This window comes from Acidobacteriota bacterium (genome assembly GCA_030697165.1).
GTDB lineage: Bacteria > Acidobacteriota > Vicinamibacteria > Vicinamibacterales > UBA2999 > 12-FULL-67-14b.
In genome coordinates this window covers 207,692-233,417 of record JAUYQQ010000019.1, presented here as the reverse complement: position 1 = coordinate 233,417, position 25,726 = coordinate 207,692, and the positions used below count along the sequence as shown (strand labels likewise).

Below are 25,726 nucleotides of genomic sequence, written 5' to 3'. Positions count from 1 at the left end.
ACGCCGCCCCGGCCGCGATCGCGGCCGGGGCACCCCCCGTTCCGGTTTCGGTGCTATCCTCTCGCTGTTTCCGCCCCCGGGAAAATTTGTGCAGATCGGCAGTGCCATTGGCCCGTACCGGATTCTTTACCACCTGGGCTCCGGTGGTATGGGATCGGTCTGGCTGGCCGAGGACACCCGCCTGCACCGCCAGGTCGCGCTCAAGACCCTGCGGGCGGTGGACGATGACGATGCGCCGGCCCGGGCGCGGTTGATGCGCGAGGCTCGCGCCGCCGCGGCCCTGAATCACCCCCATATCGCAACCGTCTACGACGTGCTCGAAAACGACGGCCAGGTGGTGATCGTGTTCGAGTACGTGGAGGGGGAGACGCTGTCGGCGCGTCTCGCCCGCGGTCCGCTGCCGGCGCCCGAGGCGGTGGAGTTTGGCTGCCAGATTGCCAAGGCGCTGGTGGTCGCGCATGCGCACGGCATCGTGCACCGCGACCTGAAGCCCGCCAACGTGATCGTGACCGCCGGGGGGCAGCTGAAGGTCCTGGACTTCGGCATCGCCCGGATGCTGGCGACCGGCACGACGCAAACCAAGGCCGGGCACACCGGCAGTGCGCTTGGCCTGATTGGGACGCCGGCCTATGCCGCGCCGGAGCAGATGGTGTCGCCCGCCGTGGATGAGCGCGCCGATCTCTACGCGCTCGGCGTGATGCTGTTCGAGATGATCAGCGGCCGCCGCCCGTTCACGGGCAGCGATCCCGTCGCGCTGGCGTCATCCAAGCTGGGCCATGACGCCCCCGCGCTGAAGTCCGCCGACACGCCGATTCCACGTGACCTCGAACGCCTGGTGGCATCGCTCCTGGCGCGCGATCGCGAGCATCGGCCGGCGTCGGCTGGCGACGCCCTGGCGCAGCTCCGGACGATTTATGGCACGTCGGGAACCGGCACGCTGGCGCTGCCGAGCTCCCCGCGCCGGACGGCCACGACCGTGGCTGCCGCCGTATTGTTGGCGGCCGTTGCCGGCTTCGGCGCGTGGGAGATCAGCCGGATGGCCGGCGCCGCCGCGCCCGCTAGCGCCACGGCGCCGGTGGTTGCCGTGCTGCCGCTCGCCAACATGAGTGGGGACGTCACGAGAGACTTCGTCGCCGCCGGCATCGCCGAGAGCCTCATCTCCAGCCTGGCCGCGCTGCCATCGGTCACGGTGCTGTCACGCGCGTCGGTTACCGAGGCGCGCAATCGAATTCCCGAGTCGTCGGCCCTTGCACGTGACCTGGGCGCTACTTACCTTGTTGAAGGCAGTGTGCAGGAGTCGGCCGGCCGGATCCGAATCTCGCTAAATCTGGTCCGCCTTGATCGGACGGTGGCGTGGGGCGACAGCGTTGAAGGGCCATTCGAGGCGATCTTCGAGCTGCAGTCGAGGCTCGCCATCGCCTTGAGCAGCGCGTTGTCGGTGCAGGCTTCGCCCGACCAGCGGGCCAGGATGAACGCTCAACCGACCTCAAATACGCAGGCGTTGTCTGCATACTGGCGCGGCCGCGCCTTGATGGAACGAAGAGACCTCAAGGGCAGCATTGCGGCGGCAACACAGGCATTCACGGAGGCGATCACACTCGATCCGGAGTTTGCGCTGGCGCATGCGGCAATCGGGGAGTCCTACTGGCAGGAATACGTGCAGTCGCGTGATCAAGAGTGGGCTCACAAGGCGACCGAGGCCGGACTGGATGCGCTGCGCCTCGCCCCCGATCTCCCGCAGGTTCGCTACACGCTTGCCGTCACCCTGGCCGGCACGGGCAAGCTGGACGCGGCTGTGGACGAACTTCTCAGGGCCTTGGCCCTTCAGCCCAACTTTGACGATGCGCGCCGTCAATTGGGGCAGGTTCTGGCGCGCCAGGGCAAGGTGGATGAGGCGGTCGTGGAGTTCGAGCGAGCGATTGCCCTGCGCCCAACCGCGTGGGGCACTTGGAGTGCCATGGGCGTCAGTCTGTTCCAGGCGGCGCGCTACCGCGAGGCCGCTGACGCGTTCATACGCGTCACGCAGTTGCAGCCCGACAACTTCTTCGGCTTCCAGCAGCTTGGTGCCGCCTACCAGAACCTGGGCGACTACCCGCTGGCGCTGCAGAACTATCAGCGCGCGTTGGAGATTCGGCCGAATCCGCAGGCCTACTCCAACGTGGGCGTGATTCATCACCTGCGGGGCGAGTACGCCGCCGCGGTTGTGGCTTATCAGCGTGCTCTCGAGCTTCGCCCGAACTCGCACATCACCTGGCGTAACCTGGGCGATTCCTACCGCCGGATGAGCCGACCGCGCGACGCGGACAGCGCCTACCAACGCGCCATCGAGCAGGCCGAATCGGAACTGAAGATTAACGGAACCGACGCGGGAACTTTGTCCCTGCTGGCCGTCTATCTCGCCAAGGCCGGTCGGCATGAGGCGGCCCGCCTGCGTCTCAACGGGGCGCTGGCGGCGGCCCCGTCGGACGCGGTGGTGCACTTCCGCGGCGCCGAAGTGTACGTGCTGGCCGGACGAGTCGACGACGCCATGTCGGCCCTGACAACGGCCGTATCCCACGGCATGAGCGTGGCCCGCATCCGTGATGAAGAAGACTTTGAGCCCCTTCGGAAATTGAACTCGTTCCGGTCGCTGATTCAAGGAGAAAAGCAATGAGAAGTGCGTTAACCGTATCGGCATTCGCCGTCGTCGTGACACTCGCGGCCGGGTGCGGAGTGGTTCAGCAGCGACAGCAAAAGAAATCTCATGCCGCGGCGCGAATCATGGTCAAGAAGGATGGCAATGGCGACTGCAAGTCAAAGACGATTCCCAGGAACCACATGCTCCTCAAGGACGAAGAGGACGAGGTTGTGTGGGATATCAAGGTGAAGGACGGATGCCTGGCGAGCGCCGAGCTGGTCTTGAAATGGAAAGACGCGGCAAGAAATCCAACCACATGTGCAGAGGTGTCGACGACTGCCAATGGCAACAAATCCAGAATCCGCTGCGATCTTTCCACCTACACGCTGAACACCCGCTACGAGTACGCGGTGTTCCTTCGCGCCGGTGGTGTGGATACGGAGATCGAAGATCCCGACGTGGAGATCGTCGAGTTCTGATTACTGCCGCTCAGGACGCAGCACGCGTCCGGCCAGTGCCGACGTGAACTTCCCCTCACGCCGCACCAGTGCGCCGTTGATGATGATGTCGTTCATCCCCTCGGCCAGCTGGTGCGGTTTCTCGTACGTCGCCGCGTCGTTCACCTTCGCCAGGTCGAAAATCAGCACATCCGCAAACGCGCCGGCCCGCAGCTGGCCGCGATCCTTCAACCCGAACACCGTCGCCGGCAGCGTCGTCATTGAGCGAATGGCGGCGGCCAGCTCCACGGCGCTTCGCTCGCGCACGTAGCGCTTCAGCTTGCGCGGGAAGGCGCCGTACGCGCGCGGGTGGGGAACTCCCTGGCCCATGGGCACCAGGTCGCCGTCGGTGCAGGTCATGGTCCACGGCTGGCGCATGATGCCCTCGATGTCGCCCTCCGACATGTTGAACGACACCAGGCTGGCGTCGCCCTTCTCGAGCATCTTGAGCGCGTACTCCTCGGGTGATACGCCGGCCTTGGCGGCGAGGGTTGAGAGGCGCTGGCCCTCGAACGACGGATCGGCCAAGTAGCGGCTGATCATCAGCGTCTCGGCCCCACCGCGCCTGGCGATGTTCGTCTTCACGTCCGCCAGGATCTCGGGCCGCAGCTCGCCCAGAATGCGCTTCATCATCGCGTCGCGGCCGCCGACCTGCGCCGAGCGCGGCATCAGCGCGCCGACAATGCCGGTGCCACTGGCCTCGTAGGGATACTGGTCGGCAAACACCTGTACGCCGCGCGCCCGCGCGCCTTCAATGCGCTCGATCAACACCTTCGACAGGCCCCAGCTCGCTGGTCCGAGCGCCTTCATGTGCGACACCACGCCGGTGACGCCGCCTTGTTCCGCGATGTCGATCACCTCCTGCACCGCCGCGACCACGCCGATGGTGTAGTCCGATTCATCACGGATATGGCTGGAGTACACGCCGCCGAAGGGCGCGGTGGCCTTCGCCATCGCGACTACTTCAGCCGTCTTCGAATAGCTGCCCGGCGCGTAGTACAAGCCGCTCGAGAGCCCGACCGCACCAGCCAGCATGCCCTGGCGGGTGAGTTCGACCATCTTCGCGAGTTCGGCGGGCGTGGGGTCGAGGTCCGACATGTCCATCACGGCGCGGCGAATCGAGCCATGCGGGACGAACAGCCCGACGTTGGTGCCAATGCGCTGCTTCTCGTAAGTGGTGCGTTGCGCGGCCAGGTCGACGGGACCGCCGCCGTCGGGATTGACGAAGACGGTGGTCAGGCCCTGCGCGAGCAGCGGCTGGCCGTGCTTCAGTTCCTCGGTCCCGAGCCCGCCACCCGCGTGCGAGTGGACGTCGATGAATCCGGGGGTCACGAACCGGTCGGCGGCGTCGATCACGGTCCTGGCCGTGGCGCCGGTCAGTGTTCCCATCGCGCGGATCCGATCGCCGGCAATGCCGATGTCGGCGCGATACCAGGGATTGCCCGTTCCGTCGAGCACCCGCCCGTTCTTGATCAGGATGTCGAATTGCGGGGGCGACTGGGCAGCGAGTGGCGCGAGAACAAGGAGGGCCACCAGGGCAATGCGAAAAGACATGGTGGCGGCATTCTAGGCTGTTTTACAGGAGACCAGAAGATCAGGATTCACAGGAGACCAGAAGATCAGGAGTTAGTCCTGATCTCTTGAACTCCTGTTAGTACCTCAGTGGCAAGACATACCGAATGTATTCGCCGCTAAAGCCGCGGCGTTCGTAGAGGCCGCGGGCGCGGGCGTTGGTGACCAGGGCGTTCAGCGTCAAATGGTCGGAGCCACGCTGGCGCGCCCAGGCCTGGCAATGGTCGAGTAGGGCCGAACCCACGCCGCGGCCTTCAGCCTCGGCCGTCACCGCGAGTACCGACACGTGCGCGTGCGGTCGCTCGGTGAAGAAGTCGACGAGGGTGACCAGGTAGGCGCAACCTGCCGAATGCCCATTCAGTTCGGCGATGAACAGGGCTTCATCCGCCTCCGCGCTTTGCGCTTCGGCGGGACTATCGTCCGGCAGGCGCTCAAACCACGCGGCGAGAGCGCGGCGATCGCCGTCGGCGAATTCCGCTTTCGAGCGGAACGCCGGCACCTCGAACGACACCAGCCGGTCGGCCAGCGCCAGCACGAAGTCGCGATCGGCGGCCGACGCGGCCCGGATCGCGATCCCTTCGCTATTCGTGATTCTCAATTTGCTCTTCTCTTCGGGTACTTGCGCTCGACGTAGTCGTCCAGCAAGTGCTGAAAGGCGAGCGCGAGTTCCTCGTAAGTGCCCTTGAGGGTGGTGGCGTGCACGCCGTCGATGAACACGGGGCAGTGCGGCGCTTCGCCGGTGCCCGGCAGCGAAATGCCGATGTTGGCGGCCTTCGATTCGCCGGGGCCGTTCACGACGCAGCCCATCACGGCCAGCGTCAACGACTCCACGCCCTCATACGTTTGTTTCCACGCCGGCATCTGCTCGCGGATGTAGCCCTGAACGGCTTCCGCCAATTCCTGGAACGTCGAGCTGGTAGTCCGGCCGCAGCCGGGACAGGCGGTGACGCTTGGCGCAAACGTCCTGATGCCGAGCGACTGCAGCAGCTCGCAGGCCGCATACACTTCTTCGCGCCGGTCGCCGCCGGGCTTCGGCGTCAACGACACGCGGATCGTGTCGCCAATGCCTTCGGCCAGCAGCACGCCCATGGCCGCCGACGACCACACCAGGCCCTTGGTGCCCATGCCGGCTTCGGTCAGTCCCAGGTGCAGCGGCTGCGTCGTCTGCTTCGCGAGCGCGCGATACACCTCGATCAGGTGGCGGGGCCGCGACAGCTTGCAGGAGATGATGATCTGATCCGCGCGCAGGCCGGTCTCGAGCGCGAGCTCGGTCGACTGTACCGCCGACAGCACCATGCACTCGCTGATGATGTCGTCGGATTCCTTGCCCAGGTTGCGGTCGGTGTTCTCCTGCATTTTCGCCATGACCAGCTCCTGGTTGAGGGAGCCGCCGTTGACGCCAATGCGGACCGGCTTGCCGTGGTCGATCGCGACCTGGCAGATGGTCGCGAACTGCTCGTCGCGGCGCTTGCCGGTGCCGACGTTGCCGGGGTTGATGCGGTACTTGTCGAGCGCGCGCGCCGCCTCCGGGTAGCGGGTGAGCAGCAGGTGGCCGTTATAGTGGAAATCGCCGATCAGCGGCGCGGTGCAACCCGCATCGAGCATGCGCTGCTTGATCTCGGGCACCGCGGCCGCGGCCTCGTTCACATTTACGGTGACCCGGACCATCTCCGACCCGGCCTGCCACAACTCAATGCACTGCTGCGCCGTGCCCCTGGCATCGGCGGTGTCGGTCATGGTCATCGACTGCACGACCACGGGGGCGCCGCCACCCACCATGACGTGGCCGACTTTCACGCCGACCGTGCGATGCCGCTTGTCGATACTCAACATTCTGAAATCACCACGTCGCCAAATCACCACGTCACGAGATCACTGATCTTCCACAAACCCGTCATCCATCAGGGACCGCCGGATCTCATCCGCGCGAAACAGCGCAATCTCCAGCGCGTCGAAATTCTCGACGCGGTCCATCTGGTCGTTGGAGAAAAAGGCCAGCGTATACGGCGGACCTCCGGGGAGGATCACCGCGCGCGCATGCGCGCCAGGAACCTTGAACAGGCGCCACAACACCGTCGGCGTGGCCGTCTCCACCTATGCAGGATACAACGCCGTGCTGTCGCGTGCCGAGTCGAGCAGGGCTGACAGGGTCGCCGCCGCGGCGCGGCTGTCGGCCAGCGTCACCACCGACGGCGCGCCGTCCAGCGCCGAGTGCTCGAAATGCTCGATCTGGCGCACGAACAACTCGGGCGAGCCGGCCACCTCGATCGCTTCAATCCGCCCGTGGCGCTCCAGTTCCAGCGTCTCGCGGATGCCCGGCTTGAAGGGATTGGGCACGGTCAGCGAACCCTCGCTGCCGATCACCTCGAGCCAGGTGCGCAGCGCCGCGCGGAAGCCCGAATAGATGGTGGCGGTGGTGCCTCCCGGAAAGCGCAGCATGCCCATGAACTCTTCGTCCACGCCCGTCGCGTGCCAATGCGCCGAGCCAAACACCATCTTGGGGTCGCGGCCGGCCAGCAGGCTGGCGTAGGTCACGGGGTAGCAGCCCACGTCCCAGAGCGAGCCGCCGCCCAGGGCGGGATCGAGCCGCGGGTCGGTCGCGTTCGTCAAGGCGAACGTAAAGCCCGAGACAATGGCGCGGACGGTGCCGAGGGCGCCGCTGTGCACGAGGTCCTGCACCTTCGCCGTGAGCGGCTCGTGCCGGTACATGTAGCCCTCTTCGACGACGACCTTCGCGGTCGCTGCCGCGGCGTGGATATGGTCGACATCGTCCGGGTCGAGGGCCATCGGCTTTTCGCACAACACGTGCTTGCCGGCGGCCACGGCCGCCAGCGTCCACGGCACATGCTCGGTGTTGGGCAGCGGAATGTAGACGGCGTCGATCGCCGGATCGTCGACGAGCGCCTGGTAGCCGGCACAGGCCCTGGGGATCTGCCACTCGGCCGCGTACGCCTCGGCGCGCGGCCGGGTGCGGCTCGCGATGGCGACGAGCTCGCTGCGCGGGGCCAGCCGGATGGCCGGGATCACCCGCCGGTTGATCCGGGCCGTGCCGAGAATGCCCCAGCGCAGCATCCCCATCACTGTTCTGAACGGAGTTGAGCGAGCATGCGGCGGTTGAACTCCTCCGACTGGCCGCGCGGAATCGACATGGTCTTCCACGCCGTGCCCAACAGGTGCTTGGCCAGGAACAGGATCTGGTAGGTGTGCCCTGCGTAGTGCGCGACCTGCCGGCTCGTGGCTTTGTATACCGAATGCGGCTCGCCGCGAATGATCACGGTGCGTTGCAGGTCGGCATCGGTCAGCGGCGTCAGCGCGTTGAAGACGCACTGCCAGCCGTGTTCCCATTCGGCCAGGAGCTCGGCGCGAGTTTGCGTCGGCACCTCGAACTCCCGATCGCGCATCCGGTCCGGCTTCTCGCCGTCGGTGGTCAGGAAGTCGACCCAGCGCGACCGCATGTTGCCGGCCATGTGCCGCATGATCACGGCGACGCTGTTTGATTCCTGGTCGATGGTCTGGTGCAGCTGCTCGTCCGACAGCTGCGCGATGGTCTTGTCGGCCAGCTTCTTGATCTTCTGGAACTCGTCGAGGACCGCGGTCAGGATGGGTGAGTCTGTGGGCATATTTTGCGTGCCATTCTGGGCGAAATCATACTTGGCCCACCGTTCGGCCCCGGAGAATTCAGCCGGGCACAATTAAGTGCGCCAAAGTCCCTTAAAGTGCGCTAGCGTGATGAACTATACGCCTGAGTTACCGTAATAAGGTCTAGGAGTTAGTTATGTCTCGTTTTGTAACGTTTGTGCTCGCTACGCCGTTCTTATTCGCAGTCATCCTTGTCGATTCGTTGTCAGCACAGGGGGTTCAGACCGGTTCGGTCACCGGCGTCGTGCGCGACGCGACCGGGCTGGTGCTGTCGAGCGCCACCGTCCGGGCCGAGTCCCCCTCTCAGCAGGGCGCGCGGGTTACGACCACCGACCAGGCCGGCGCCTACCGGCTGGCCGGCTTGGCGCCTGGCAGGTATACGGTGACCTTTGAGTTCGCCGGCCTCGAGCCGTCTGCGAGCGCGGTCCTCGTTGGCGTCGGCGCGATCGAGCAGGTCGATGCCTCGTTGAAGGCCGCGGGCGTCACCGAGACCGTCACGGTCGGCGGCGTCACGCCGTCGCTCGTGTCGGCGACCAGCGGTGGCACGCGCCTTCGCCTCGCCGAGGTTGATGCCTTGCCGACGGGACGCACGCCGTCACTCGTGGCCGAGCTGGCACCCGGCCTCACCAACAACACCCCCAACGTCAACCAGGTCACGATCTCGGGCGCGGTCGCGTACGACAACGTCTTCCTGATGGACGGTGTCGACATCGGCGACAACCTGTTCGCCCGGCCCGACGACCTTTTCATCGAGGATGCGATTGACCAGACGCAGGTCCTGACCTCGGCCATCTCGGCCGAGTACGGCCGCTTCTCTGGCGGCGTCGTCAACGCCGTGACCAAGCGCGGCGGCAATGTCTTCTCGGGCACCATCCGCAGCAACCTGTCGAATGCCGCGTGGACCGACGAGACGCCCTTCGAGAAGACCAATTCCCAGGAACGCAAGAGCAAGATGGATCGTTACTACGAGGGCACGTTCGGCGGCCCGCTGCGCCAGGACCGGGCCTGGTTCTTCTTCGCGGGCCGCTCGCAGTCGAGCGAGACCAGCCTGACACTGGCGCAGACCGCCGCGCCGGTCCAGCAGGTCGACGACCAGACTCGCTGGGAGTTGAAGATCACCGCGACGCCGATGACCAACCAGACCGTGCAGGTGCAGTATCTCGACCGCCGCCAGACCAGCGTGCGGCCGTCGCTGCCGATTACCATCGACCCCACTGCCATTGATACGCAGGACACCCCGGGTCACCTGCTGGTGGCCAACTGGAACGGCGTGATGTCGGGCCGGTTCTACGCCACCGCGCAGTACTCGCAGAAAACCAACCACCCGCGGTTCGGCAACACCAGCACGCGGTTGCAGGATTCGCCGTTCCTGACCATCGGCCGGGTCTCGCCGGGCGGCCAGCACTTCGGCCCGGTTTACTTCGATCGCACCGATCCCGAAGATCGCGACAACGACCAGCTGACCGGCAGCGTGTCGTACTTCGGCTCGCGCCCGGGTTGGGGCACGCACGATCTCAAGGGCGGGTTCGAGCTGTTCTCGCTGGTGCTGCGCGGCGGCAACTCGCAGTCGTCCACCGGCTACCTGTTCAACACCGACTACGCCAGCGTCGCCGGCCGTCCGGTCACCGAGGCCAGCGGCCGGGTGGTGCCGGTCTGGATTCCCGGCGCCACCACCGTCGCCAACACGACGCCGACGCGCGGCGCCGAGCTCGACATCACGACGACGGCGTTCTACGTGCAGGATCGCTGGACGCCGACGTCGCGCCTGACCGTCGACCTGGGCCTGCGCTACGAGCGGGTCTCGAGCGTGGCCACCGGCGACTCGCCGGCCATCGACGCGCAGTCGTTCGTGCCGCGGCTCTCCGCCGCCTACGCCCTGAACGACAGCGGCCGCACCGTGGTGAGCGGGTCGTACGCCCACTACTCGGGCCGCTACACCTCGAGCATCTTCGGCCGGAACACGCCGGTCGGCAATGCCGGCCGCGTCACCAGCGTCTACAACGGCCCCGCGGGCCAGGGTTATGACTTCGCGCCTGCTTACGACCTGACCAACTACTCGGTCGTGTCGGGCTCGTTCCCGACCGCCAACGTCTTCCTGGAAGACGGTCTGCACTCGCCGCTGACCCGCGAGTTCACCGTGACGGGCGCGCAGGAGATTGGCGCGGGCGCGATTCGCGCCACCTACGTCTGGCGCAAGGCCAACAGTCTGGTCGAAACATTCATCGACGACCCGACGGCCGCCGGCAAGACCACCGTCGTCCAGAACGGCGTGACCTTCGGCACGTTCGACAACGTCTACTACCGCAACTCCGACGCGGCGATCCGCGAGTACCAGGCGCTCGAACTGCAGGGCAACTACCGCCTGCGCGCGAACTGGACGGTGGCCGGTCATTGGACGCGGCAGCTGAAGAACGAGGGGAACTTCGAGGGCGAAGCCGCCAACCAGCCCGGCGCGGCGTCGGTGCTCGGCGACTATCCCCAGATTCTCGTGGAAGGCCGCAACTTCCCGACGGGCCGCCTCGATGACTACCAGGGGCACAAAGTGCGTGTGTGGTCGAACTACCAGCTTGGCCTGGGCCGCTTCGGCAGCGTCGACATCACGCCGCTGTGGCGCTACAACTCGGCCCTGACCTACAGCCTGGCGGCTGCCAGCGTGCCGCTCAGCGCCATTCAACGCTCGCGCAACCCCGGCTACGCCCGCCTGCCGGGATCGGGCGCCAACGGCTCGCAGACGCTCTTCTTCGGTGGCCGCGGCAGCCAGGATTTTGCCGGCTTCGGCCTGGTCGACCTCGGTGTGACTTACCAGGTGCCGGTGTGGAAGACGCTGCGCCCGTGGCTGAAGCTCGAGGTGCTCAACGCCCTCAACAACGACAAGCTGATCGGTTGGGACACCACGGTCACGGCCGACGCGTCGAGCGCGCTTGACGCCGACGGCCTGCCCACCGGCTATCGCCCTGGCGCGCGGTTCGGCCAGGGCACGTCCACGGCGCACTACCCGCGGCCGCGGCCGGGCATGACCGGCGGGCGCACGTTCCTCGGCGCGTTCGGCCTGCGCTTCTGATTGATTGTGGTCGGTGGAGGCAACCCCTTCTTGGGGTTGCCTTGCTGATCTAGAACGAGCGGGCGAACAGGCCTTCGATGGCCTTCTGTGCCGCGGCGTTCACGGTGCGTGTGCCCGTGCCGCTGAAGTGCACGTGCGTAATCACCGGTTCCTGGCTACCGCTGCGCTCGACCCACTTCGCGTGGTCGCCGTCCCATTCGAACCACCCAGACCGTTCCTGGTCGAAGACGAACAGCGGCTTGTTGCAGAGCTTCGCGAACTCGGCGCCCCAACCGGTGCCGCCGCGCACGGTCTGGTCCGGCTGGATCTCGCCGATCACGTAGATCTCCTGGCCATGATTGACCTGGTACCAAATGCTCTGCAGGATCTTGCGGAAGGTCGGAGTGTCCGGGTAGCGGCGGTTCATCAGCCGCGAGACGTAGGCGAGGCTGACCTCGCCGGCGTAGAGCTCCTCATGATTGAGCACGCGCAGGCCGCGCGTCCGTAGCGGCTTGTGGCCGTCGAACGAGAAGTTGACCTCCTCGATCCCGAAGCGCTCCGCACAGGCTCCAAACTCCGCTTCGGCGCCCTGGGCGCCGCCGCTGAAGAGGATAACGTCCTCGCGCTTCGGCATGACTCGCTACTCCTTGTCGTCCCCGCCGTTGTCCCCGCCGTCGGGGTCGCCGCCGCCTTCAGGCCCGCTGCCGGTGTCCGGGGTCGCGTCGGCCGCCGTGTCCGGCGCGTCGGGATCCGGGTCGTCGTGCTTCATGAAGTCGGGCAGGGCGTCGATGTTGTCCTCTTCCGAATCGTCCAGGTCATACATGCGACCGGTGAACTTGGTCGGAATCGGACCGCGCGGCTTGTCTTCCTTCTTGGTGAAGGGCTTCTTCTTGTCCTTCGGCGGAGCCGGGGGACCGAAGTTCTTGGCGCCGCCGGTGGCGTCGCCGCCGCCGTAACCGCCCGACCGCGGCGGGCCGCCGAAGCCGCCGCCGGGCCGCGGGCCACTAAACCCGCCGCCGCCACTGAAGCCACCACCGCCGCCGCCACTGAATCCACCCGGCCGGGGGGGACCACCGAAGCCGCCGCTTGGACGCGGCGGGCCGCCGGCCTCGCGCGCGCGGGCTTCACTGACCGCCAGCGGACGGCCCATGAACAACTGGCCGTCGAACTTCTTGATGGCTTCTTCCGCGGGGGCGCGTTCCGCGTACTCGATAAATGCGAACCCGCGGGCGCGGCCGGTTTCCCGGTCGAGCGGACGCACGATTTGGGTCGGTGGGGCGACCTGCGCGAAATGCGTACGCAGATCGTCTTCGGTCGCCTGATAGGGCAAATTGCCCACGAACAATCGGACTGGTGGCACTGGTGAACTCTAACGGGTAACGGCTGAAGGCAATGGGGTGTTCGTGGTCAAATCCAACGTGGATGTGGAATGTTGGGTGGGTCTTTGCTTGGGCGGGTAGCTTAGCAAATATGCCCTGAGGTCACAAGTCCCCCAGTTGAGCCTGGATGGCGTCAAGGCGTAACTTCAGCATTTCCCGGTGCGCCGGGCGGCAGGCGGCGCCCATTTGCGACTGGGTTTCGGCCAGGGCCAGCTGCAGCCCGGCCTTCTGTTGCACTCGGTCGCGCTCCTCAGGTGTCAGCGCCGGCTTGACGCTGGGCTTGCGGCCCGCTTCGTCCTGCTGTGACTCGACCGACTTACTCTCCCACCCGCGCGCCATCCCCGGAGCATAGCAGTTCCGCAATCGGACAGATCGACCACGTGACGAATGCGAGTGTTTCCGTGCAAGTGGCCTAAATACATACGGTTACGGGCTGCCACTGCATTGGCAAGCAAGCTGCAATATCCGGCGCGCATGGATCGTTTCACACAAGATCTTCGTCACGCCCTCCGAATGCTGTTGAAGACCCCGGTCTTCACCACCGTCGTCATTTTCACGCTGGCCGTCGGCATCGGCGCCAACACGGCCATGTTCAGCATCGTCAATGGCGTCCTGCTGCAGGGGTTGCCGTTTCGCGACGCCGACCGCATTGTCGACATCAACGAAGTGGAGCGCCGCGACCCGGCGGGCGGCGGGGCGATTGCCCCGGCTACCTTCCTGGATTGGCAAGAAATGTCGACGACGCTCGAGGCCATGAGCGCGTATGCGCCCCGCACCTTCAACGTCGCGCCGGCGGCGGGGGAGCCGGAACGGATGCGTGGCGCGGTGACCTCGACGGCCTTCTTCGACGTGCTCGGCGTGTCGCCGCTGCTCGGGCGTCAGTTCACGCGCAACGACGCCGAACCCGGCCAGGGGCAAAACGTGGTGCTGAGCTACGGGTTGTGGCAGCGCTACTTTTCAGCATCGCCAGACGTGATCAACCAGCCGGTGCGGCTGAACGGCCAACCCTTCACGGTGATCGGCGTCATGCCAGCCACGCTCAACTTTCCGCAGAACGCGCAGTTCTGGATTCCGGCGTCGTACGACGTGCCGGGGTGCGGCGGCCCGTCGGGCGACCCGCGCGGCCAGCGCGGCATGCACTGCCTGCGCGGCATCGCGCGCATCAAGGCCGGCACGTCGCTGCAGCAGGCCAACGCCGAGTTGAAGACGATCTCGGATCAGTTGGCCAAGCAGTATCCCGAGGACGCCTCCAACTTCATTGGGGTGGCCACGCCCCTGCAGGATCAGCTGGTCGGCTCGGCGCGCACGCCGCTGCTGGTGCTGCTCGGCGCCGTGGCGTGCGTGCTGCTGATTGTCGTAGCCAACGTGGCGAACCTGTTGATGGCGCGCGCGACGGTGCGCGCGCGCGAGTTCGCCATCCGTGCCGCGCTCGGCGCCAACCGGTCGGCCCTGATCCGGCAACTGCTGACTGAAAGCGTGGTCATTGCCCTGGTCGGCGGCGTGCTTGGCGTGCTGCTGGCGTTCTGGAGCGTGGACCTGATCCTGGCGCTCGACCCTGGTGAGGTGCCGCGGGTCGCGCCGATCGGCGTCGATGGCCGCGCGCTGACGTTCGCGTTCGCGCTCTCGCTGGTCACGGGAGTCCTGTTCGGGGTGGTGCCGGCGTGGCAGGCCTCGAAGCCGCAGTTGCAGAGCACGCTCAAGGACAACACGCGCGGGGCCACTGGCGACGGTCACCAGCACCTGGCGCGCGCCGGGCTGGTGCTGGCCGAGGTGTCGATCTCGCTGGTGCTGCTGGTCGGCGCCGGCCTGCTGTTCCGCAGCCTGATGACGCTGATGGATACGCCGCTCGGGTTCACCACGTCGCGCATGCTGACCATGGCGGTGGCGCCCACCGGCGAGAACTATCGGTCGCCGGGGCAGTTCCTCGGCTACTGGCAGCAGGTCCTCGAGCGCGTGCGCGCGGTGCCGGGCGTCGAGCAGGTGGCGCTCAGCAGCATGCTGCCGCTTGGCGGCGGCATCAACGTGTTGACGTACCAGGCCGAAGGCAAGCCCGAGGTGCCGCCGAACCAGCAGCCGCTCTCGTACTACGTCGACACCAGTCCCGGGTATTTCGGCACCATGGGCATTCCGGTGCTGCGCGGCCGCGAGTTCACCGAGCAGGATGCCACCGAGAATCCGCGCACCATCCTGATCAACGAGGCGATGGCGCGGCGCGAGTTTCCTGACAGCGACCCTCTCGGCCGCCGGTTTTCGTTCGGGCCGGGCGAAGACGGCACGCCCCAGTGGGTGGAGATTGTCGGCGTGGTCGGCAACGTGCGGCAGTACCGAGCCGATCAGGATCCGGTGCCGATGACCTACGCGCCGTACACCGCCGCGCCGGGCCGGGCCCAGAACCTGATGATCCGCACGAAGGGAGACCCGCTGGCCGCGGCCGGCGCCGTGCGTACGGCGCTGCAGGCGCTCGACCCGTCGCTGCCGGTCTCGCCGCCGCGGACGCTCGATGCGGTGGTGGGTGCGTCGCTGACGCAGCGCAAGTTCAACATGACGTTGCTGATCGTGTTTGCCGGGATCGCGCTCGTGCTGGCCCTTGCCGGCATCTACGGGACGGTGGCGTATTCGGTGGCACAGCGCACGCAGGAGATCGGCATTCGCGTCGCGCTTGGCGCGACCAGCCGCGAGATCCTCAACCTGGTGCTGTTCAGCGCGCTGAAGCCGGTGGCGGCCGGGTTGGTCGTGGGCGTGGTGGCGTCGCTGGCGTTGACGCGCACGCTCGAGCGCCTGGTCTACGGCATCAGCACGACCGATCCGATGACTTTCATCTCGTTGCCGCTGCTATTGGCCGTGGTGGCATTCATCGCCGGCCTGCTGCCGGCCATGCGCGCGACCCGCGTCGATCCGCTGGAGGCGCTGCGGGTGGACTGATTGAAGTAGAGTTGCAAGTTGACGAGTTGATAGTTGGCAGTTGAAGTTTGGAGTTTCAGTTTCAGTGCGTGAAAACTGTAATTGAAACTGTCAACTTCAACTACCAACTGGACACATTTCAACTTTCAACTGCTTTTTCCGAGTGCCGATGATTATTGTCACCAAGGCCGGCGGCTGATGGGGCTGGCGGCGCTGCTGGTCCTGCAGTTGGCGGCGGCGCCGGTGGCCACGTGCCTGCAGCCGGGCCGGAGCGGAGAGACGCGATCCGAATGGATAGTGTCGGCCGGAGCTGCGCGCAGCGTCGCGCTGTTTCAGTCCGCGGGGCAACGTTCGTACGGTGTGCAAACGGTGTCGTGGGGACGGTCGTTGACCCGGCCCCATGGCCCCGGCTGGCTGCGTGGCTGCTTTGCGTGGGCGGCCGAGGCCACGCCGCTCTATGTCCAGTTCGAGCCGGCGGGCGTCTACGGCGCGGGCTTCGCGCCCGTGGTGTGGCGCTGGAACTTTCTGCCGCTGCGCACGTGGTCGGTGTTCGCCGAGCTCGCGATGGGTGGGTTGTGGACCACCGAGCCCGTGCCGGAGGACACCCAGTCGGTGAACTTCACCGCGCACTGGGGTGGCGGCGTCCGGTGGCACACCTCGCCGCGCGACAGCGTCGTCGTCTCCTACCGGTTCCAGCATTTCTCGAACGGCAACCAGTTGTCGTCAAATCCCGGCGTCAACAGCCACGTGGTGCTGGCCGGCTGGTCGCGCCGATCGTCGCAGTGAAGGTCCGGCGCAGTGAAGGTCCGGCTAAAGCCGGACACCACATTGACTGGTCCGGCTAAAGCCGGACGCTACCTCGACTGGTCCAGCTAAAGCCGGACACTACATGGTTAGGTGTGGCGTCCGCCTTTAGGCGGACCTTACCGCTCATAGCTCTCTCGCTTCGACGAAGCGGAGAGCTTCACCAGGTAGCGCATCGGGTCATCGCGAAACAACTGCCGCAGTTCATCGAGGCTCCGGGCGCCGCCGTAGCTGATCGACGAACACAGGTGTTTCAGGATGTCCTGGATGATCGGCCGCACCGACCCGCGCGCCGGCACGCTGATCTCGGTCCCTTCGGCGCCGAGCGCCTCCAGGTCCACCACCTCGTCGTCTTCAACGTCGAGCCGATCGCGAATCGCCTGGATCGACGCCATGCCGCGCAACACCTTGAACGGCACCTTCACCGAGCGTTGTTGATCGGGCAGCACGACGGGCTTTTGCACCACGTCGCCGGGGGTCTCTTCGGTGCCGGCAAACATGCTGCCGAGCATGACGGTATCGCCGCCAAAGAGCAGCGCCTCGAGGATCGCGCCGTGGCGCTTGATGCCGCCGTCGGCGATGAGCGGCACGCCGTTCTCGCCGGCGCCCTGCCGGCACTCGACGAGCGCCTGCAGCTGCGGCACGCCGAAGCTGGTGGTGAGCCGCGTCGTGCAGCCACCGCCGGGCCCGATGCCCACCTTGACGGCGTTGACGCCGCGCTCGGCGAGAAACCGCACGCCCTCGGCCGTGGCGACGTTGCCTGCGACCAGCTCCGCATTGGGGAACCCCTTGCGAAATGCCTCGATGGCCTTGCCCATGACCGTGGAGTGGCCGTGGGCGATGTCGATGACAATGACGTCGACCTGCGCCTTCACCAGCTCGGCGGCGCGCTCCAGGTAGTCGCCGGTGGCGCCAATGGCGGCGCCGACGCGCAAGCGGCCCTGGGCGTCGCGGGTGGCAAAGGGCAGCCGTTCCTGGCGGTCGATGTCCTTGGCGGTGATGAGGCCGATCAGGACACCGGCGTCATCGACCAGCGGCAGCTTCTTCACCTTGCGCTCGACCATCACCCGTTCGGCGGCGGCCAGCGTCAACTCGCCGCGGCCGGTGACCAGGGCTGCGACCGGGGTCATGCGCGAGGCCACCACGCCCTGCTTCGTATCGACGAAACGCACGTCCCGCTCGGTCAGCAGTCCCTTGAGCCGGCGTTCGGCGTCGATCACCACCAGCGTGCCGGCCCGTGCGCGCCGCATCAGCGTCGCTGCGGCGGCCAGCGGCGTCTCTGGGGTCACGGCATAGGGATCGCGGATGATGATGTGCTGCATCCGCTTGACCTTCTCGACCTCGCGCACCTGCGGCTCGATGTCGCCGCTCCTGAAGCCGCGGTCGATGATGCCGAGGCCGCCTTCCTCGGCCTGCACGATCGCCATCGGCGCGCGGGTGACGGTATCCATGTTGGCCGACACCAGCGGCCGCTTGAGCGTGATGTGCGTCGAGAAGCGGCACGACAGGTCAATCGCCGAGGGGTCGCGGCGCTCGATCACGCTGTACTGCGGTCGCAGCAGGAAGTCGTCGAAGGTGGCGCCGCGCACCAGGTCAGCGAGGGCGTCGAAGCCTGAAGCCATGCGGCTACTTTACCGTCTCGCCGTGGCTTTGGCGAAGGCGGCCGGTCGCGCCGTAGCTTTAGCGAAGGCGGAACCTGTTACTCTAAGTGGCGTTCAATGCAGCTCGATTTGCCCCTCCGCGTCGCCCCGACGGTTTTCGTCCGTCACCAGTGGGCACGTCGTTACATTCTCCGCGTCCTGGACGATGGGACGTTGCGGGTGACGCTGCCGCGTTGGGGATCGAAACGCGAGGCCCTGGCGTTTGTCGAGACGAGCCAGCCCTGGATCGAGCGGCAGCGCGCCACGCGCGCGGCCCGGCCGGCCGTGGTGCACCCCGACGAACCGGCCTTGCGCCGGCGCGCGCTGCGTGAATTGCCGCCGGCGTTGCGGCGGCTAGCCGAGGCGCACGGCCTCACCGTCACGCGCATCTCCATCCGCAACCAGCGATCGCGGTGGGGCGCCTGCTCGGCCGCCGGCGCCATAACCCTGAACTGGCGGTTGATCCTGGTGCCGGCGTTCGTGTGCGAGTACGTGATGCTGCACGAGTTGATGCACCGGCGCGAGCTGAACCACTCGCCCCGTTTCTGGCGGCACGTGCGCGCGGTGTGCCCCAGGCACCAGGAGGCGCGCCAGTGGTTGTTGACCGAGGGGCAGCGGCTGTTCACGGGCGCGCCCGTCAGCGGCGGGTGCGAGGAGATGTGATGAAGCGGATCGTGGTCTCAGTCGGAGTCGTGGCGGCGGTGCTGGCGGGGGCGACCGGCGCGCACGCGCAGTCGAGCATGGACGCCTTCCATGGCTACTTCACCGCCCAGGCGGGGTGGGCGTCGGGCGGAGACGTGACCAGCCCGGTGTTCATGCCCGGACTCACCGTGTCGGTGCAGGAGTACAACGGCTGGGGCGCCGAGTTCGACTTCGGCTACGCCGCCGACGCCGACGCTGGATTACAGGATCTGGACCTGGCCACCTACATGTTCAACGGCAGCTACATCCAGCCGCGCGGCCGGTGGCGCCCGTTCGTGTCGGCCGGTGTCGGCATCATGCAGATCGACGGCTGCAACACGCCGTGCAACCGGCCCGCGAAGACCTACGACCTGGGTGTGAACGGCGGCGGCGGCGTGCTCTACGCCATGAACGACGCGGTCGCCGTTCGCGGCGACCTGCGGTACTTCAAGTCGTTTGCCGACCATCCCGACTTGCAGCGCCCTGATGGCTTCGGGTTCGTCCGGCTGTCGGTCGGGGTGACGTTCCAGTGGACCGTCCTGCCGTAGCCTGCGCGATCCGGGTCATACACGCGCGGTGACCGTCCGGACGCGGCGCCCCTGAACGACGGTCGAGCTGTCCTGTTCGCGGCACATCCGGCCGCAGGCGCGCCCCGCAAACACCTCCATTCGTCCTCAGTTCAAGTCGTTCTGGCGGCGTAACCGATGGCACATGCCTTGAAGTAGTGGGAGACAGCCACCCGTCGCGAAGATGCGCCGGTGGCCATGGGGGAGATACATCATGTTGAGAACAATCCTCGGATCGGCAATCGGCGGTCTCACGGCGGGCGCGGTCGCACTGGGTGTCGCGGCATACGCGCGTCCTGCTGCCGCACCGTTCATGGGCGTGGATCCGAACCACCCGTACGCGACGACCGTGGCCTACCCCGGGGCCCCGGGCCAGGGGGCGCCGATGCTGGCGCAGCCAGGCTATTACCCGCAGGCGTCGTACGCACCGCAGCCGGCGTACTACGCACCACTGCCGGCGTATGCGCCGGCGGAGATCGTGACGATGCCGGCGCCGCGCCCGCGCGCCGTGGCGCGACCGGCGGCACGCCCGGTGGCGACCCGTGAGCGGGTGGTGTCTCGCGAGGAGGATCGGCGCGACGATCGCTCGTGGGGCAAGACCGCGATGATCATCGGCGGCGGAGCCGGCGGCGGTGCGGGCATTGGCGGCCTCATTGGCGGCAAGAAGGGCGCGCTCATTGGCGCCGCCATCGGCGGTGGCGCCGCGACGATCTACGAATCGACCAAGCGTTAGCCGAGGCCGATTTCGTCCAGGTGACGCAGGGCCGTATGTCCCCTGCGTCATCTGCAGTCCGTTGCGGTCGCTTGCACGCCCCCCCCGTCGACCGCTGGCGCCGGCCCGAAGGCAGTAAGATGTGAGATCGATGGTCGCCGCCGGTCCCACGCCGCCAACGGCAGAAGTGCCGATTCCGAACGTCCCTCTTATTCACCGGCCTGGCACGTCCGAGGCACCGGCGACCCTCGCGCGTCCGCCGCTCCCGGTCCGCAAGCGCGTGCTGGTCGTGGACGATGAGCAACCGGTGCTGAAGTTGCTGGTGCGCATCCTCGCGGTTGACAACTACGAGATCCAGTCCACCGATTCCGGCGTCGAGGCGGCCCGGCTGCTCGACATGCCGGGTTTCCGCGGCGTCGACCTGCTGGTCACCGACCTGATGATGCCGAACATGAACGGGCGCGAACTGGCGGCGGTGGTGCGCCAGCGTTACCCGTCGGTGCGCGTCTTGTACGTGACCGGTTTTGCCGACACGCTCTTCAAGGGCGTGAACGAGCTGGGTGACGGCGAATCGTTCATCGAGAAACCCTTCGGCGCCGAGGGCCTGCTCGAAGCGGCGCGGCTGCTCATGTTCGGGCACATCTCCGACGGCGTCACGCCGTCCGACAAGCGCGACTCGGCAGGCGAGTTCGCCGACGACCGCCTGCGCGCCAAGTTCGTGCGCCTCCTCAAGCGCCTCCGGTTTGCCTAGGGCCACAGATTTACACCGACTAGGCCACAGATTCACACAGATAGGCACAGACGGAATCCTTACATGTCTGGCGACGTGCGGCCGGTTCGGGCGGGGGAGGAGCTCAACTGGGCACGCGTTGCGGCGTTTCTGCGCGAGCGTCTGCCCGCCTGCGGCATTCCCGGCCTCGACCTGTCTGGCGATCCGCTGGTTGAACAGTTTCACGGCGGCCACTCCAACCTGACCTACTTGCTGCGCTACGGCGGCGTGGAGCTGGTTTTGCGGCGGCCGCCGCTTGGTCCGTTGCCGCCGACCGCGCACGACATGGCCCGCGAGCACCGCTGGCTCGACGCGATTCATCCGCATTTTCCCCTCGCGCCGCGCACTTACTTGTTGTGCGAAGACCCCGAGATCGCCGGCGCGCCGTTCTACGTGATGGAACGCCGCCACGGATTGGTCATTCGCGCCGAAGAGCCGCCGCCACTGGCCGATCGGCCCGAGTCGCGCCGCCGCGCCAGCCGCGCGATGGTCGAAACGCTGGCGGCGCTGCATGCCGTGGACGTGGCGGCGCATGGCCTGGCGCACCTGGGCAAGCCGGCCGGCTTCGTGGAACGGCAGGTGCGCGGCTGGACCGAGCGCTGGCAGCGTGCGAAGACCGACGAGATTCCCGAGATGGAGACGCTGGCCGCCTGGTTGCCGCAGCAACTGCCGCCCAATGCCGACCCGCCGGCCATTGTCCACGGCGACTTCAAGCTCGACAACGTGATGCTCGATCCGTCGGACCCAGGGCGGCTGGTGGCCGTCTTCGATTGGGAGATGACCGCGCTTGGCGACCCGCTGGTCGACGTTGGGATCTTCCTGGCCTATTGGGCACAGGGCCGCCGTCTGGAACCCAACGACGCCCTCGGCTCGGTCACGAATCGGCCCGGCTGGTTCAGTCGCGACGAGGTGCTCGAGTGCTACGGCGCCAACAGCGGCCGCGACCTGTCGCGAATCCACTTCTACGAAGCCTTCGCGTTCTTCAAGATCGCCGTCGTCATTCAGCAGATCTATTTCCGCTACCAGCGCGGGCAGACGAGCGACGAGCGTTTCGCGAAGTTCGATGTGCGGGTCCGCCACCTCGCGAGCCAAGGCGCGGCGTCGATTCGCTAGGTCACGGACCAGCCGCCGTCAACGACCACCACCTGGCCGGTGACGTAGTTTGACGCGTCGGCCGCGAGGAACACCACGACCCCCTTCAATTCGCCGTCGGCGCCGACCCGTCCGAGTGGGCTCGTCGCCTGCAGCTCGGGTTCGACCATTTCGATGGCGCCGTCGGCCAGCCGCGAGTGGAAATAGCCGGGCGCGATCGCGTTCACGCGAATGCCCTGGCGTCCCCACGACGCCGCGAGTTCCCGCGTCAGGCCCATCAGGCCGGCCTTGCTGGCCGCATAGGCCGCGTAGTGCGGCCCGTGCACCGACGCAATCAGGCCCGCGATCGACGCGACGTTGATGATGCGGCCGTAACCCGCCGTCAGCATCTCGCGGCCGGCCGCCTGCGAGAACAGGAACGCGCCGGTGAGGTTGACGTCGATCACCTTGCGCCACTTCTCGAGCGGCATCTCGGCCGGCGGCGCCGCCCAGGTGATGCCGGCGTTGTTGATCAGGATGTCGAGCCGCCCGTAGGCCTCCAGGGTCTTGTCGACCACGGCCTGCACGTCGTCGGGCCGCGACACGTCGCAGGGCATGCCCTCGACGGTGTGGCCGCGCCCCCGCAGGTCGGCGAGCGCGGGCGTGAGCCACTCGTCGCGCCGCGCGCAAATCATCAACCGGGCGCCGGCCTCGGCGAGGCCGTCGGCCATTTCGAGACCGAGCCCGCGGGAGCCGCCGGTGACGATGGCGACGCGGCCGGTGAGGTCGAACAGGGAGGGCAGGGTGGGCATGTCAGGAAGATTCTGCCCGCAACGCAGGATCCTGTCATCACCGAACGGCTATGCTGGCAGGATGGCAATGGCAGCGGGAACACACGTTCGGCACAAGACGCGGGCGGAGTGGGGCATTGGCAAGGTCGAGGGCACCAACGGCGAGAGCGTCTTCGTCCGGTTCGGCGACCAGCTCAAGACGATCAAGATTTCGTTCGCGGAGGAGTTCCTGGAGGCGGTGAGCGCGGCCGAGCTCGAAGCGAGCAAGCCGAAGGAGCGCGCCGGTCCGGCGGTGGGCCGCATCGCCCAATGCCCGGAGTGTGGCAAGTCGCTAATGCGGGGCTCGGACGGCGAGTGGCGGCGGTGCCCTAACTGCCCGTAGTTGGAAGTATCCGGGCGGCGGCGCCGTCTCGGCGTGTTTGGCGCTACCATATCGCGTCGACCTTAATCGGGTGATCATCATGCATCCACGAACCGTTGCCCTCGTCCTGCTTTTGCCGTTGGCCGCCTCCGTGTCCGCGCAGGCGCCCCCCGGTGGCCTCACGCGGCTGCTCGAATCGCAACTGGCGGGCTTTCCGGCCCGCACCGGGCTTTACGTCAAGCACCTGGGTACCGGCGAGGAAGCCGCCGTGCGCGGCGACGAATCGTTCAGCAGCGCCAGCGTCATCAAGCTTGCGATCATGGTCCGCGCCTTCCAGTTGGCCGACGAGAAGTCGCTCGACCTGAACGAGCGCGTGACCATTCGCCGCGCCGACCTGCGCGACGGCAGCGGCGTGCTGCAGTATCACGACCTCGGACTGACGCCGACCTACCGCGACCTGATCACCGAGATGATCATCACCAGCGACAACACCGCCACCGACCTGATGGTCCGCAGAATTGGCGGCGTCGAGGCGTTGAACAGGTGGCTCGTGGCATCCGGCTTCACGCACACGCAGATGGTGGGCCGCGGCCACGAGTACCGCAAGAAGCTGCTGATGCTCATCAACCCCGAGTTCGCGAACCTGACGCCCGAAGAGACCACGGGGCTGCAGTATGCGTTGCAGGACAGCGCGCTGTTTGGCCTCTACACAGACCTCTTCACGGGCAACCGGGCGAAGTGGGTCGAGATGGTCCGCGACCCCGCGAACCGCCGCACCTTGGCTCAGCAGCGAAGCCGTCTCACCGTGCAGGATCGCGCTTACTGGCTGGGCGACATGACGCCGCGTGAAACCGGCCGACTGCTCGAGGCGATCGAGCGCGGCACGCTCACGTCGAAGGCCAGTGCCGCCGAGATGAAGACGATCCTGGGCCGCCAGCTGGCCGGCAGCCGTCGGATTCCACACTTCCTCAACGTGCCGGTGGCCCACAAGACCGGCGACAGCGGCGTGATCGCCAACGACGTGGCGCTGGTGTCGGCGCGCTCCGGCACGGTGATCATCTCGTTCTTCGTGAACGGCGTGACCGGGTCGTACGGCGAGGCGGAGGATCGCATGGGCCATGCGGCTCGCGAGATCGTCAAGTACTTCGACGGCGCGGCGCCGCCACGGCCGGCCGCGCTGCCGCACTACGAGCGGATGGTGCTGCTCGAGTCAACCGCCGAGACCTCGGCCAACGTCAGCATCGGCGACGTCAACGGCGACGGCAACCCCGACCTCGTGCTCGCCAAGGGCCGCCACTGGCCGCTGGTCGACCGCGTGCTGCTCGGCGATGGCCGCGGCGGGTTTCCGGCGGCCCACGATCTCGGCACCGCCTCCGACCGTTCGTACTCCGGCCACCTCGTCGACCTCGACGGCGACGGCGACCTGGATGTGGCCATCAGCAACGACCGCGATCCGAAGCTCGTGTACCTGAACGACGGCACGGGCCACTTCCGCCTCGCCTCCCACTTCGGCCAGCCCGACTGGCCCACGCGCAACGCCACCGTTGTGGATCTCAACGGCGATCGCCTGCCCGACATCGTGGTGGCCAATCGTACCGGCGACCGGCCCGGCGCCAGCTACATCTGCTTCAACAAGGGGCGCGGCCAGTTCGACGGCGCGTGTGAGAAATTCGCCACCGAGTCGGCGACGACGATCACCGCGGCGGATGTCACCGGCGACGGTCTGGTCGACCTGGTCGTGCCGCACCGCGACGGGGGCCAGAGCCATGTTTATGTCAACGGCGGCACGGGAACGTTCGCCGGCGCGGCCCGCGTGCCGTTCGGACCCGCGAACGCGAGCATCCGCATGTCGGCCGCGGCCGATCTGAATGGCGATGGCCGGCAGGATCTGGTCACCATCGACGAGAAGACGGGCGTGGCGGTCTACTTCGGCGAGGCCGGGAGCCGCCTGTCGGCGCCCGTGCCGATCGGCCTGGGAGACAAGTCGCCGTACGCGCTGGCGCTTGGCGATCTGGATGGCGATGGCAAGACGGACATCGTCGTCGGCTACATCCAGGCGCGGCCGGCCGTGTTCTTCAATGACGGCTCCGGCCGCCAGTTCACGGCCGTGCCGTTCGGCGACGATCAGGGCACGGCGTACGGCCTGGCGATCGGCGACGTCGACAAGGACGGCCGGCTCGACATTGCAGTGGCGCGATCCGAGGCTCCGAACGTCTTGTATTTCGGCGGCGTCGCGGGCCAGCAGCCCCGCGGTCCGGCGCCGGCCAGACGCGTGATTCAGCCCGCCGGCTACAAGCCCACGCCGTCGCCGCTGGTGCCGGCCATCCTGGTGGGCGACACGCTGTACCTATCCGGCAGCACGGGTGGTGACCCGGTGTCGGGCCAGCTGGTGCCCGGCGGGCTCGAGCCTGAGCTGAAGCAGATCATGACCAACGTCCAGACCGTGCTGGCCGCGGCCGACATGTCGCTCGACGACGTCGTCGCTGTCACGACGTATCTGGCTGACATGAGCGACTTCGCCAGGTACAACGAGCTCTACAAGTCGTATTTCCCGAACGGCGCCTATCCCACGCGTTCCACCGTAGCTGTGTCAGCGCTGGCGCGTGGGGCGCGGCTTGAAATCACGATGACGGCTGTACGCAGCAAGTAGGCGTCGGCTCACCCACCCGAGAGACAGGAGTTCGTC

At 67.1% G+C, this 25,726-nt stretch carries 23 protein-coding genes; 12 read left to right on the top strand and 11 right to left on the bottom strand.

The features are described from left to right. Positions 1-88 precede the first annotated feature (88 nt). Positions 89-2,653, top strand: coding sequence for a tetratricopeptide repeat protein (locus Q8T13_18535; GenBank protein MDP3719763.1), 2,565 nt, complete (start codon positions 89-91; stop codon positions 2,651-2,653). Continuing rightward, positions 2,650-3,096 carry a hypothetical protein gene (locus Q8T13_18530; protein MDP3719762.1) on the top strand — a complete coding sequence of 149 codons (447 nt, stop codon included), beginning with the start codon at positions 2,650-2,652 and terminating at the stop codon, positions 3,094-3,096. Before Q8T13_18535 ends, Q8T13_18530 begins: the two co-directional genes overlap by 4 nt. Here Q8T13_18530 and Q8T13_18525 read toward each other — a convergent pair whose 3' ends face one another. From Q8T13_18525 to Q8T13_18500, 6 genes are all read right to left on the bottom strand, one after another. Beyond that, positions 3,097-4,668, bottom strand: a complete 1,572-nt coding sequence (locus tag Q8T13_18525; protein ID MDP3719761.1) for a D-aminoacylase — start codon at positions 4,666-4,668, stop codon at positions 3,097-3,099. It lies immediately after the preceding gene. Positions 4,669-4,765: 97 nt separating this feature from the next. Next, positions 4,766-5,284 (bottom strand): GNAT family N-acetyltransferase, encoded by a 519-nt coding sequence (locus Q8T13_18520; protein MDP3719760.1) that lies wholly within the window; start codon positions 5,282-5,284, stop codon positions 4,766-4,768. Next, complete coding sequence (ispG, locus tag Q8T13_18515; GenBank protein MDP3719759.1) at positions 5,281-6,519, bottom strand: flavodoxin-dependent (E)-4-hydroxy-3-methylbut-2-enyl-diphosphate synthase; 1,239 nt, start codon at positions 6,517-6,519, stop codon at positions 5,281-5,283. The genes Q8T13_18520 and ispG overlap by 4 nt, the downstream gene beginning before the upstream one ends. A 39-nt stretch (positions 6,520-6,558) precedes the next feature. After that, positions 6,559-6,780, bottom strand: coding sequence for a hypothetical protein (locus tag Q8T13_18510; protein MDP3719758.1), 222 nt, complete (start codon positions 6,778-6,780; stop codon positions 6,559-6,561). After that, a complete protein-coding gene (locus tag Q8T13_18505) occupies positions 6,781-7,758 on the bottom strand; it encodes a Gfo/Idh/MocA family oxidoreductase (protein MDP3719757.1) in 978 nt (325 codons plus the stop codon). It lies immediately after the preceding gene. A gap of 5 nt (positions 7,759-7,763) precedes the next feature. Continuing rightward, the gene (locus tag Q8T13_18500; GenBank protein MDP3719756.1) at positions 7,764-8,306 is read right to left on the bottom strand and encodes a DUF1572 family protein; all 543 of its coding nucleotides are present in this window, start codon (positions 8,304-8,306) and stop codon (positions 7,764-7,766) included. 155 nt (positions 8,307-8,461) lie between these two features. Here Q8T13_18500 and Q8T13_18495 point away from each other — a divergent pair, with 155 nt between their 5' ends. Further along, positions 8,462-11,386 carry a TonB-dependent receptor gene (locus Q8T13_18495; protein MDP3719755.1) on the top strand — a complete coding sequence of 975 codons (2,925 nt, stop codon included), beginning with the start codon at positions 8,462-8,464 and terminating at the stop codon, positions 11,384-11,386. 49 nt (positions 11,387-11,435) lie between these two features. On the opposite strand, the gene Q8T13_18490 is transcribed toward Q8T13_18495, so the two are convergent. The 3 genes from Q8T13_18490 to Q8T13_18480 form a co-directional block, all read right to left on the bottom strand. Next, positions 11,436-11,999, bottom strand: a complete 564-nt coding sequence (locus tag Q8T13_18490) for a hypothetical protein (protein ID MDP3719754.1) — start codon at positions 11,997-11,999, stop codon at positions 11,436-11,438. Positions 12,000-12,005: 6 nt separating this feature from the next. Continuing rightward, positions 12,006-12,725, bottom strand: coding sequence for a hypothetical protein (locus Q8T13_18485; protein ID MDP3719753.1), 720 nt, complete (start codon positions 12,723-12,725; stop codon positions 12,006-12,008). Positions 12,726-12,846: 121 nt separating this feature from the next. Further along, a complete protein-coding gene (locus Q8T13_18480; protein ID MDP3719752.1) occupies positions 12,847-13,083 on the bottom strand; it encodes a hypothetical protein in 237 nt (78 codons plus the stop codon). Between the two features lie 135 nt (positions 13,084-13,218). On the opposite strand from Q8T13_18480, the gene Q8T13_18475 reads away from it, so the two are divergent. Next, positions 13,219-15,666 (top strand): ABC transporter permease, encoded by a 2,448-nt coding sequence (locus Q8T13_18475; protein MDP3719751.1) that lies wholly within the window; start codon positions 13,219-13,221, stop codon positions 15,664-15,666. Between the two features lie 177 nt (positions 15,667-15,843). Beyond that, a complete protein-coding gene (locus tag Q8T13_18470; GenBank protein ID MDP3719750.1) occupies positions 15,844-16,431 on the top strand; it encodes an acyloxyacyl hydrolase in 588 nt (195 codons plus the stop codon). A gap of 137 nt (positions 16,432-16,568) precedes the next feature. On the opposite strand, the gene Q8T13_18465 is transcribed toward Q8T13_18470, so the two are convergent. Then, positions 16,569-18,071, bottom strand: a complete 1,503-nt coding sequence (locus Q8T13_18465; GenBank protein MDP3719749.1) for an IMP dehydrogenase — start codon at positions 18,069-18,071, stop codon at positions 16,569-16,571. Positions 18,072-18,167: 96 nt separating this feature from the next. Here Q8T13_18465 and Q8T13_18460 point away from each other — a divergent pair, with 96 nt between their 5' ends. The 5 genes from Q8T13_18460 (at position 18,168) to Q8T13_18440 (ending at position 21,930) form a co-directional block, all read left to right on the top strand. Next, positions 18,168-18,752, top strand: coding sequence for a SprT family zinc-dependent metalloprotease (locus Q8T13_18460; GenBank protein MDP3719748.1), 585 nt, complete (start codon positions 18,168-18,170; stop codon positions 18,750-18,752). 11 nt (positions 18,753-18,763) lie between these two features. Further along, positions 18,764-19,318 carry an outer membrane beta-barrel protein gene (locus Q8T13_18455; GenBank protein MDP3719747.1) on the top strand — a complete coding sequence of 185 codons (555 nt, stop codon included), beginning with the start codon at positions 18,764-18,766 and terminating at the stop codon, positions 19,316-19,318. 232 nt (positions 19,319-19,550) lie between these two features. Next, positions 19,551-20,069 carry a hypothetical protein gene (locus Q8T13_18450; protein ID MDP3719746.1) on the top strand — a complete coding sequence of 173 codons (519 nt, stop codon included), beginning with the start codon at positions 19,551-19,553 and terminating at the stop codon, positions 20,067-20,069. Positions 20,070-20,199: 130 nt separating this feature from the next. Next, positions 20,200-20,799, top strand: coding sequence for a response regulator (locus Q8T13_18445; GenBank protein MDP3719745.1), 600 nt, complete (start codon positions 20,200-20,202; stop codon positions 20,797-20,799). A gap of 63 nt (positions 20,800-20,862) precedes the next feature. Continuing rightward, complete coding sequence (locus Q8T13_18440; GenBank protein ID MDP3719744.1) at positions 20,863-21,930, top strand: phosphotransferase family protein; 1,068 nt, start codon at positions 20,863-20,865, stop codon at positions 21,928-21,930. Here Q8T13_18440 and Q8T13_18435 read toward each other — a convergent pair. Then, positions 21,927-22,700 (bottom strand): glucose 1-dehydrogenase, encoded by a 774-nt coding sequence (locus tag Q8T13_18435; GenBank protein ID MDP3719743.1) that lies wholly within the window; start codon positions 22,698-22,700, stop codon positions 21,927-21,929. The genes Q8T13_18440 and Q8T13_18435 overlap by 4 nt on opposite strands. Before the next feature lie 67 nt (positions 22,701-22,767). Here Q8T13_18435 and Q8T13_18430 point away from each other — a divergent pair, with 67 nt between their 5' ends. Next, the gene (locus tag Q8T13_18430; protein MDP3719742.1) at positions 22,768-23,061 is read left to right on the top strand and encodes a DUF3553 domain-containing protein; all 294 of its coding nucleotides are present in this window, start codon (positions 22,768-22,770) and stop codon (positions 23,059-23,061) included. A gap of 79 nt (positions 23,062-23,140) precedes the next feature. Next, positions 23,141-25,690: an FG-GAP-like repeat-containing protein gene (locus tag Q8T13_18425; GenBank protein ID MDP3719741.1), complete on the top strand. Its 2,550-nt coding sequence runs from the start codon at positions 23,141-23,143 to the stop codon at positions 25,688-25,690. Positions 25,691-25,726: the final 36 nt, after the last annotated feature.

Excerpts from the sequence above, each read along its gene's own strand:
- Q8T13_18440 (MDP3719744.1), top strand. The coding sequence starts at position 20,863 with ATGTCTGGCGACGTGCGGCCGGTTCGGGCGGGGGAGGAGCTCAACTGG.
- Q8T13_18475 (MDP3719751.1), top strand. The coding sequence starts at position 13,219 with ATGGATCGTTTCACACAAGATCTTCGTCACGCCCTCCGAATGCTGTTG.
- Q8T13_18525 (MDP3719761.1), bottom strand. The coding sequence starts at position 4,668 with ATGTCTTTTCGCATTGCCCTGGTGGCCCTCCTTGTTCTCGCGCCACTC.
- Q8T13_18505 (MDP3719757.1), bottom strand. The coding sequence starts at position 7,758 with ATGCTGCGCTGGGGCATTCTCGGCACGGCCCGGATCAACCGGCGGGTG.
- Q8T13_18425 (MDP3719741.1), top strand. The coding sequence starts at position 23,141 with ATGCATCCACGAACCGTTGCCCTCGTCCTGCTTTTGCCGTTGGCCGCC.
- Q8T13_18530 (MDP3719762.1), top strand. The coding sequence starts at position 2,650 with ATGAGAAGTGCGTTAACCGTATCGGCATTCGCCGTCGTCGTGACACTC.
- Q8T13_18460 (MDP3719748.1), top strand. The coding sequence starts at position 18,168 with ATGCAGCTCGATTTGCCCCTCCGCGTCGCCCCGACGGTTTTCGTCCGT.
- Q8T13_18490 (MDP3719754.1), bottom strand. The coding sequence starts at position 11,999 with ATGCCGAAGCGCGAGGACGTTATCCTCTTCAGCGGCGGCGCCCAGGGC.
- Q8T13_18430 (MDP3719742.1), top strand. The coding sequence starts at position 22,768 with ATGGCAGCGGGAACACACGTTCGGCACAAGACGCGGGCGGAGTGGGGC.
- Q8T13_18500 (MDP3719756.1), bottom strand. The coding sequence starts at position 8,306 with ATGCCCACAGACTCACCCATCCTGACCGCGGTCCTCGACGAGTTCCAG.
- ispG (MDP3719759.1), bottom strand. The coding sequence starts at position 6,519 with ATGTTGAGTATCGACAAGCGGCATCGCACGGTCGGCGTGAAAGTCGGC.
- Q8T13_18465 (MDP3719749.1), bottom strand. The coding sequence starts at position 18,071 with ATGGCTTCAGGCTTCGACGCCCTCGCTGACCTGGTGCGCGGCGCCACC.
- Q8T13_18480 (MDP3719752.1), bottom strand. The coding sequence starts at position 13,083 with ATGGCGCGCGGGTGGGAGAGTAAGTCGGTCGAGTCACAGCAGGACGAA.
- Q8T13_18450 (MDP3719746.1), top strand. The coding sequence starts at position 19,551 with ATGTTGAGAACAATCCTCGGATCGGCAATCGGCGGTCTCACGGCGGGC.
- Q8T13_18470 (MDP3719750.1), top strand. The coding sequence starts at position 15,844 with ATGGGGCTGGCGGCGCTGCTGGTCCTGCAGTTGGCGGCGGCGCCGGTG.
- Q8T13_18445 (MDP3719745.1), top strand. The coding sequence starts at position 20,200 with ATGGTCGCCGCCGGTCCCACGCCGCCAACGGCAGAAGTGCCGATTCCG.
- Q8T13_18435 (MDP3719743.1), bottom strand. The coding sequence starts at position 22,700 with ATGCCCACCCTGCCCTCCCTGTTCGACCTCACCGGCCGCGTCGCCATC.
- Q8T13_18495 (MDP3719755.1), top strand. The coding sequence starts at position 8,462 with ATGTCTCGTTTTGTAACGTTTGTGCTCGCTACGCCGTTCTTATTCGCA.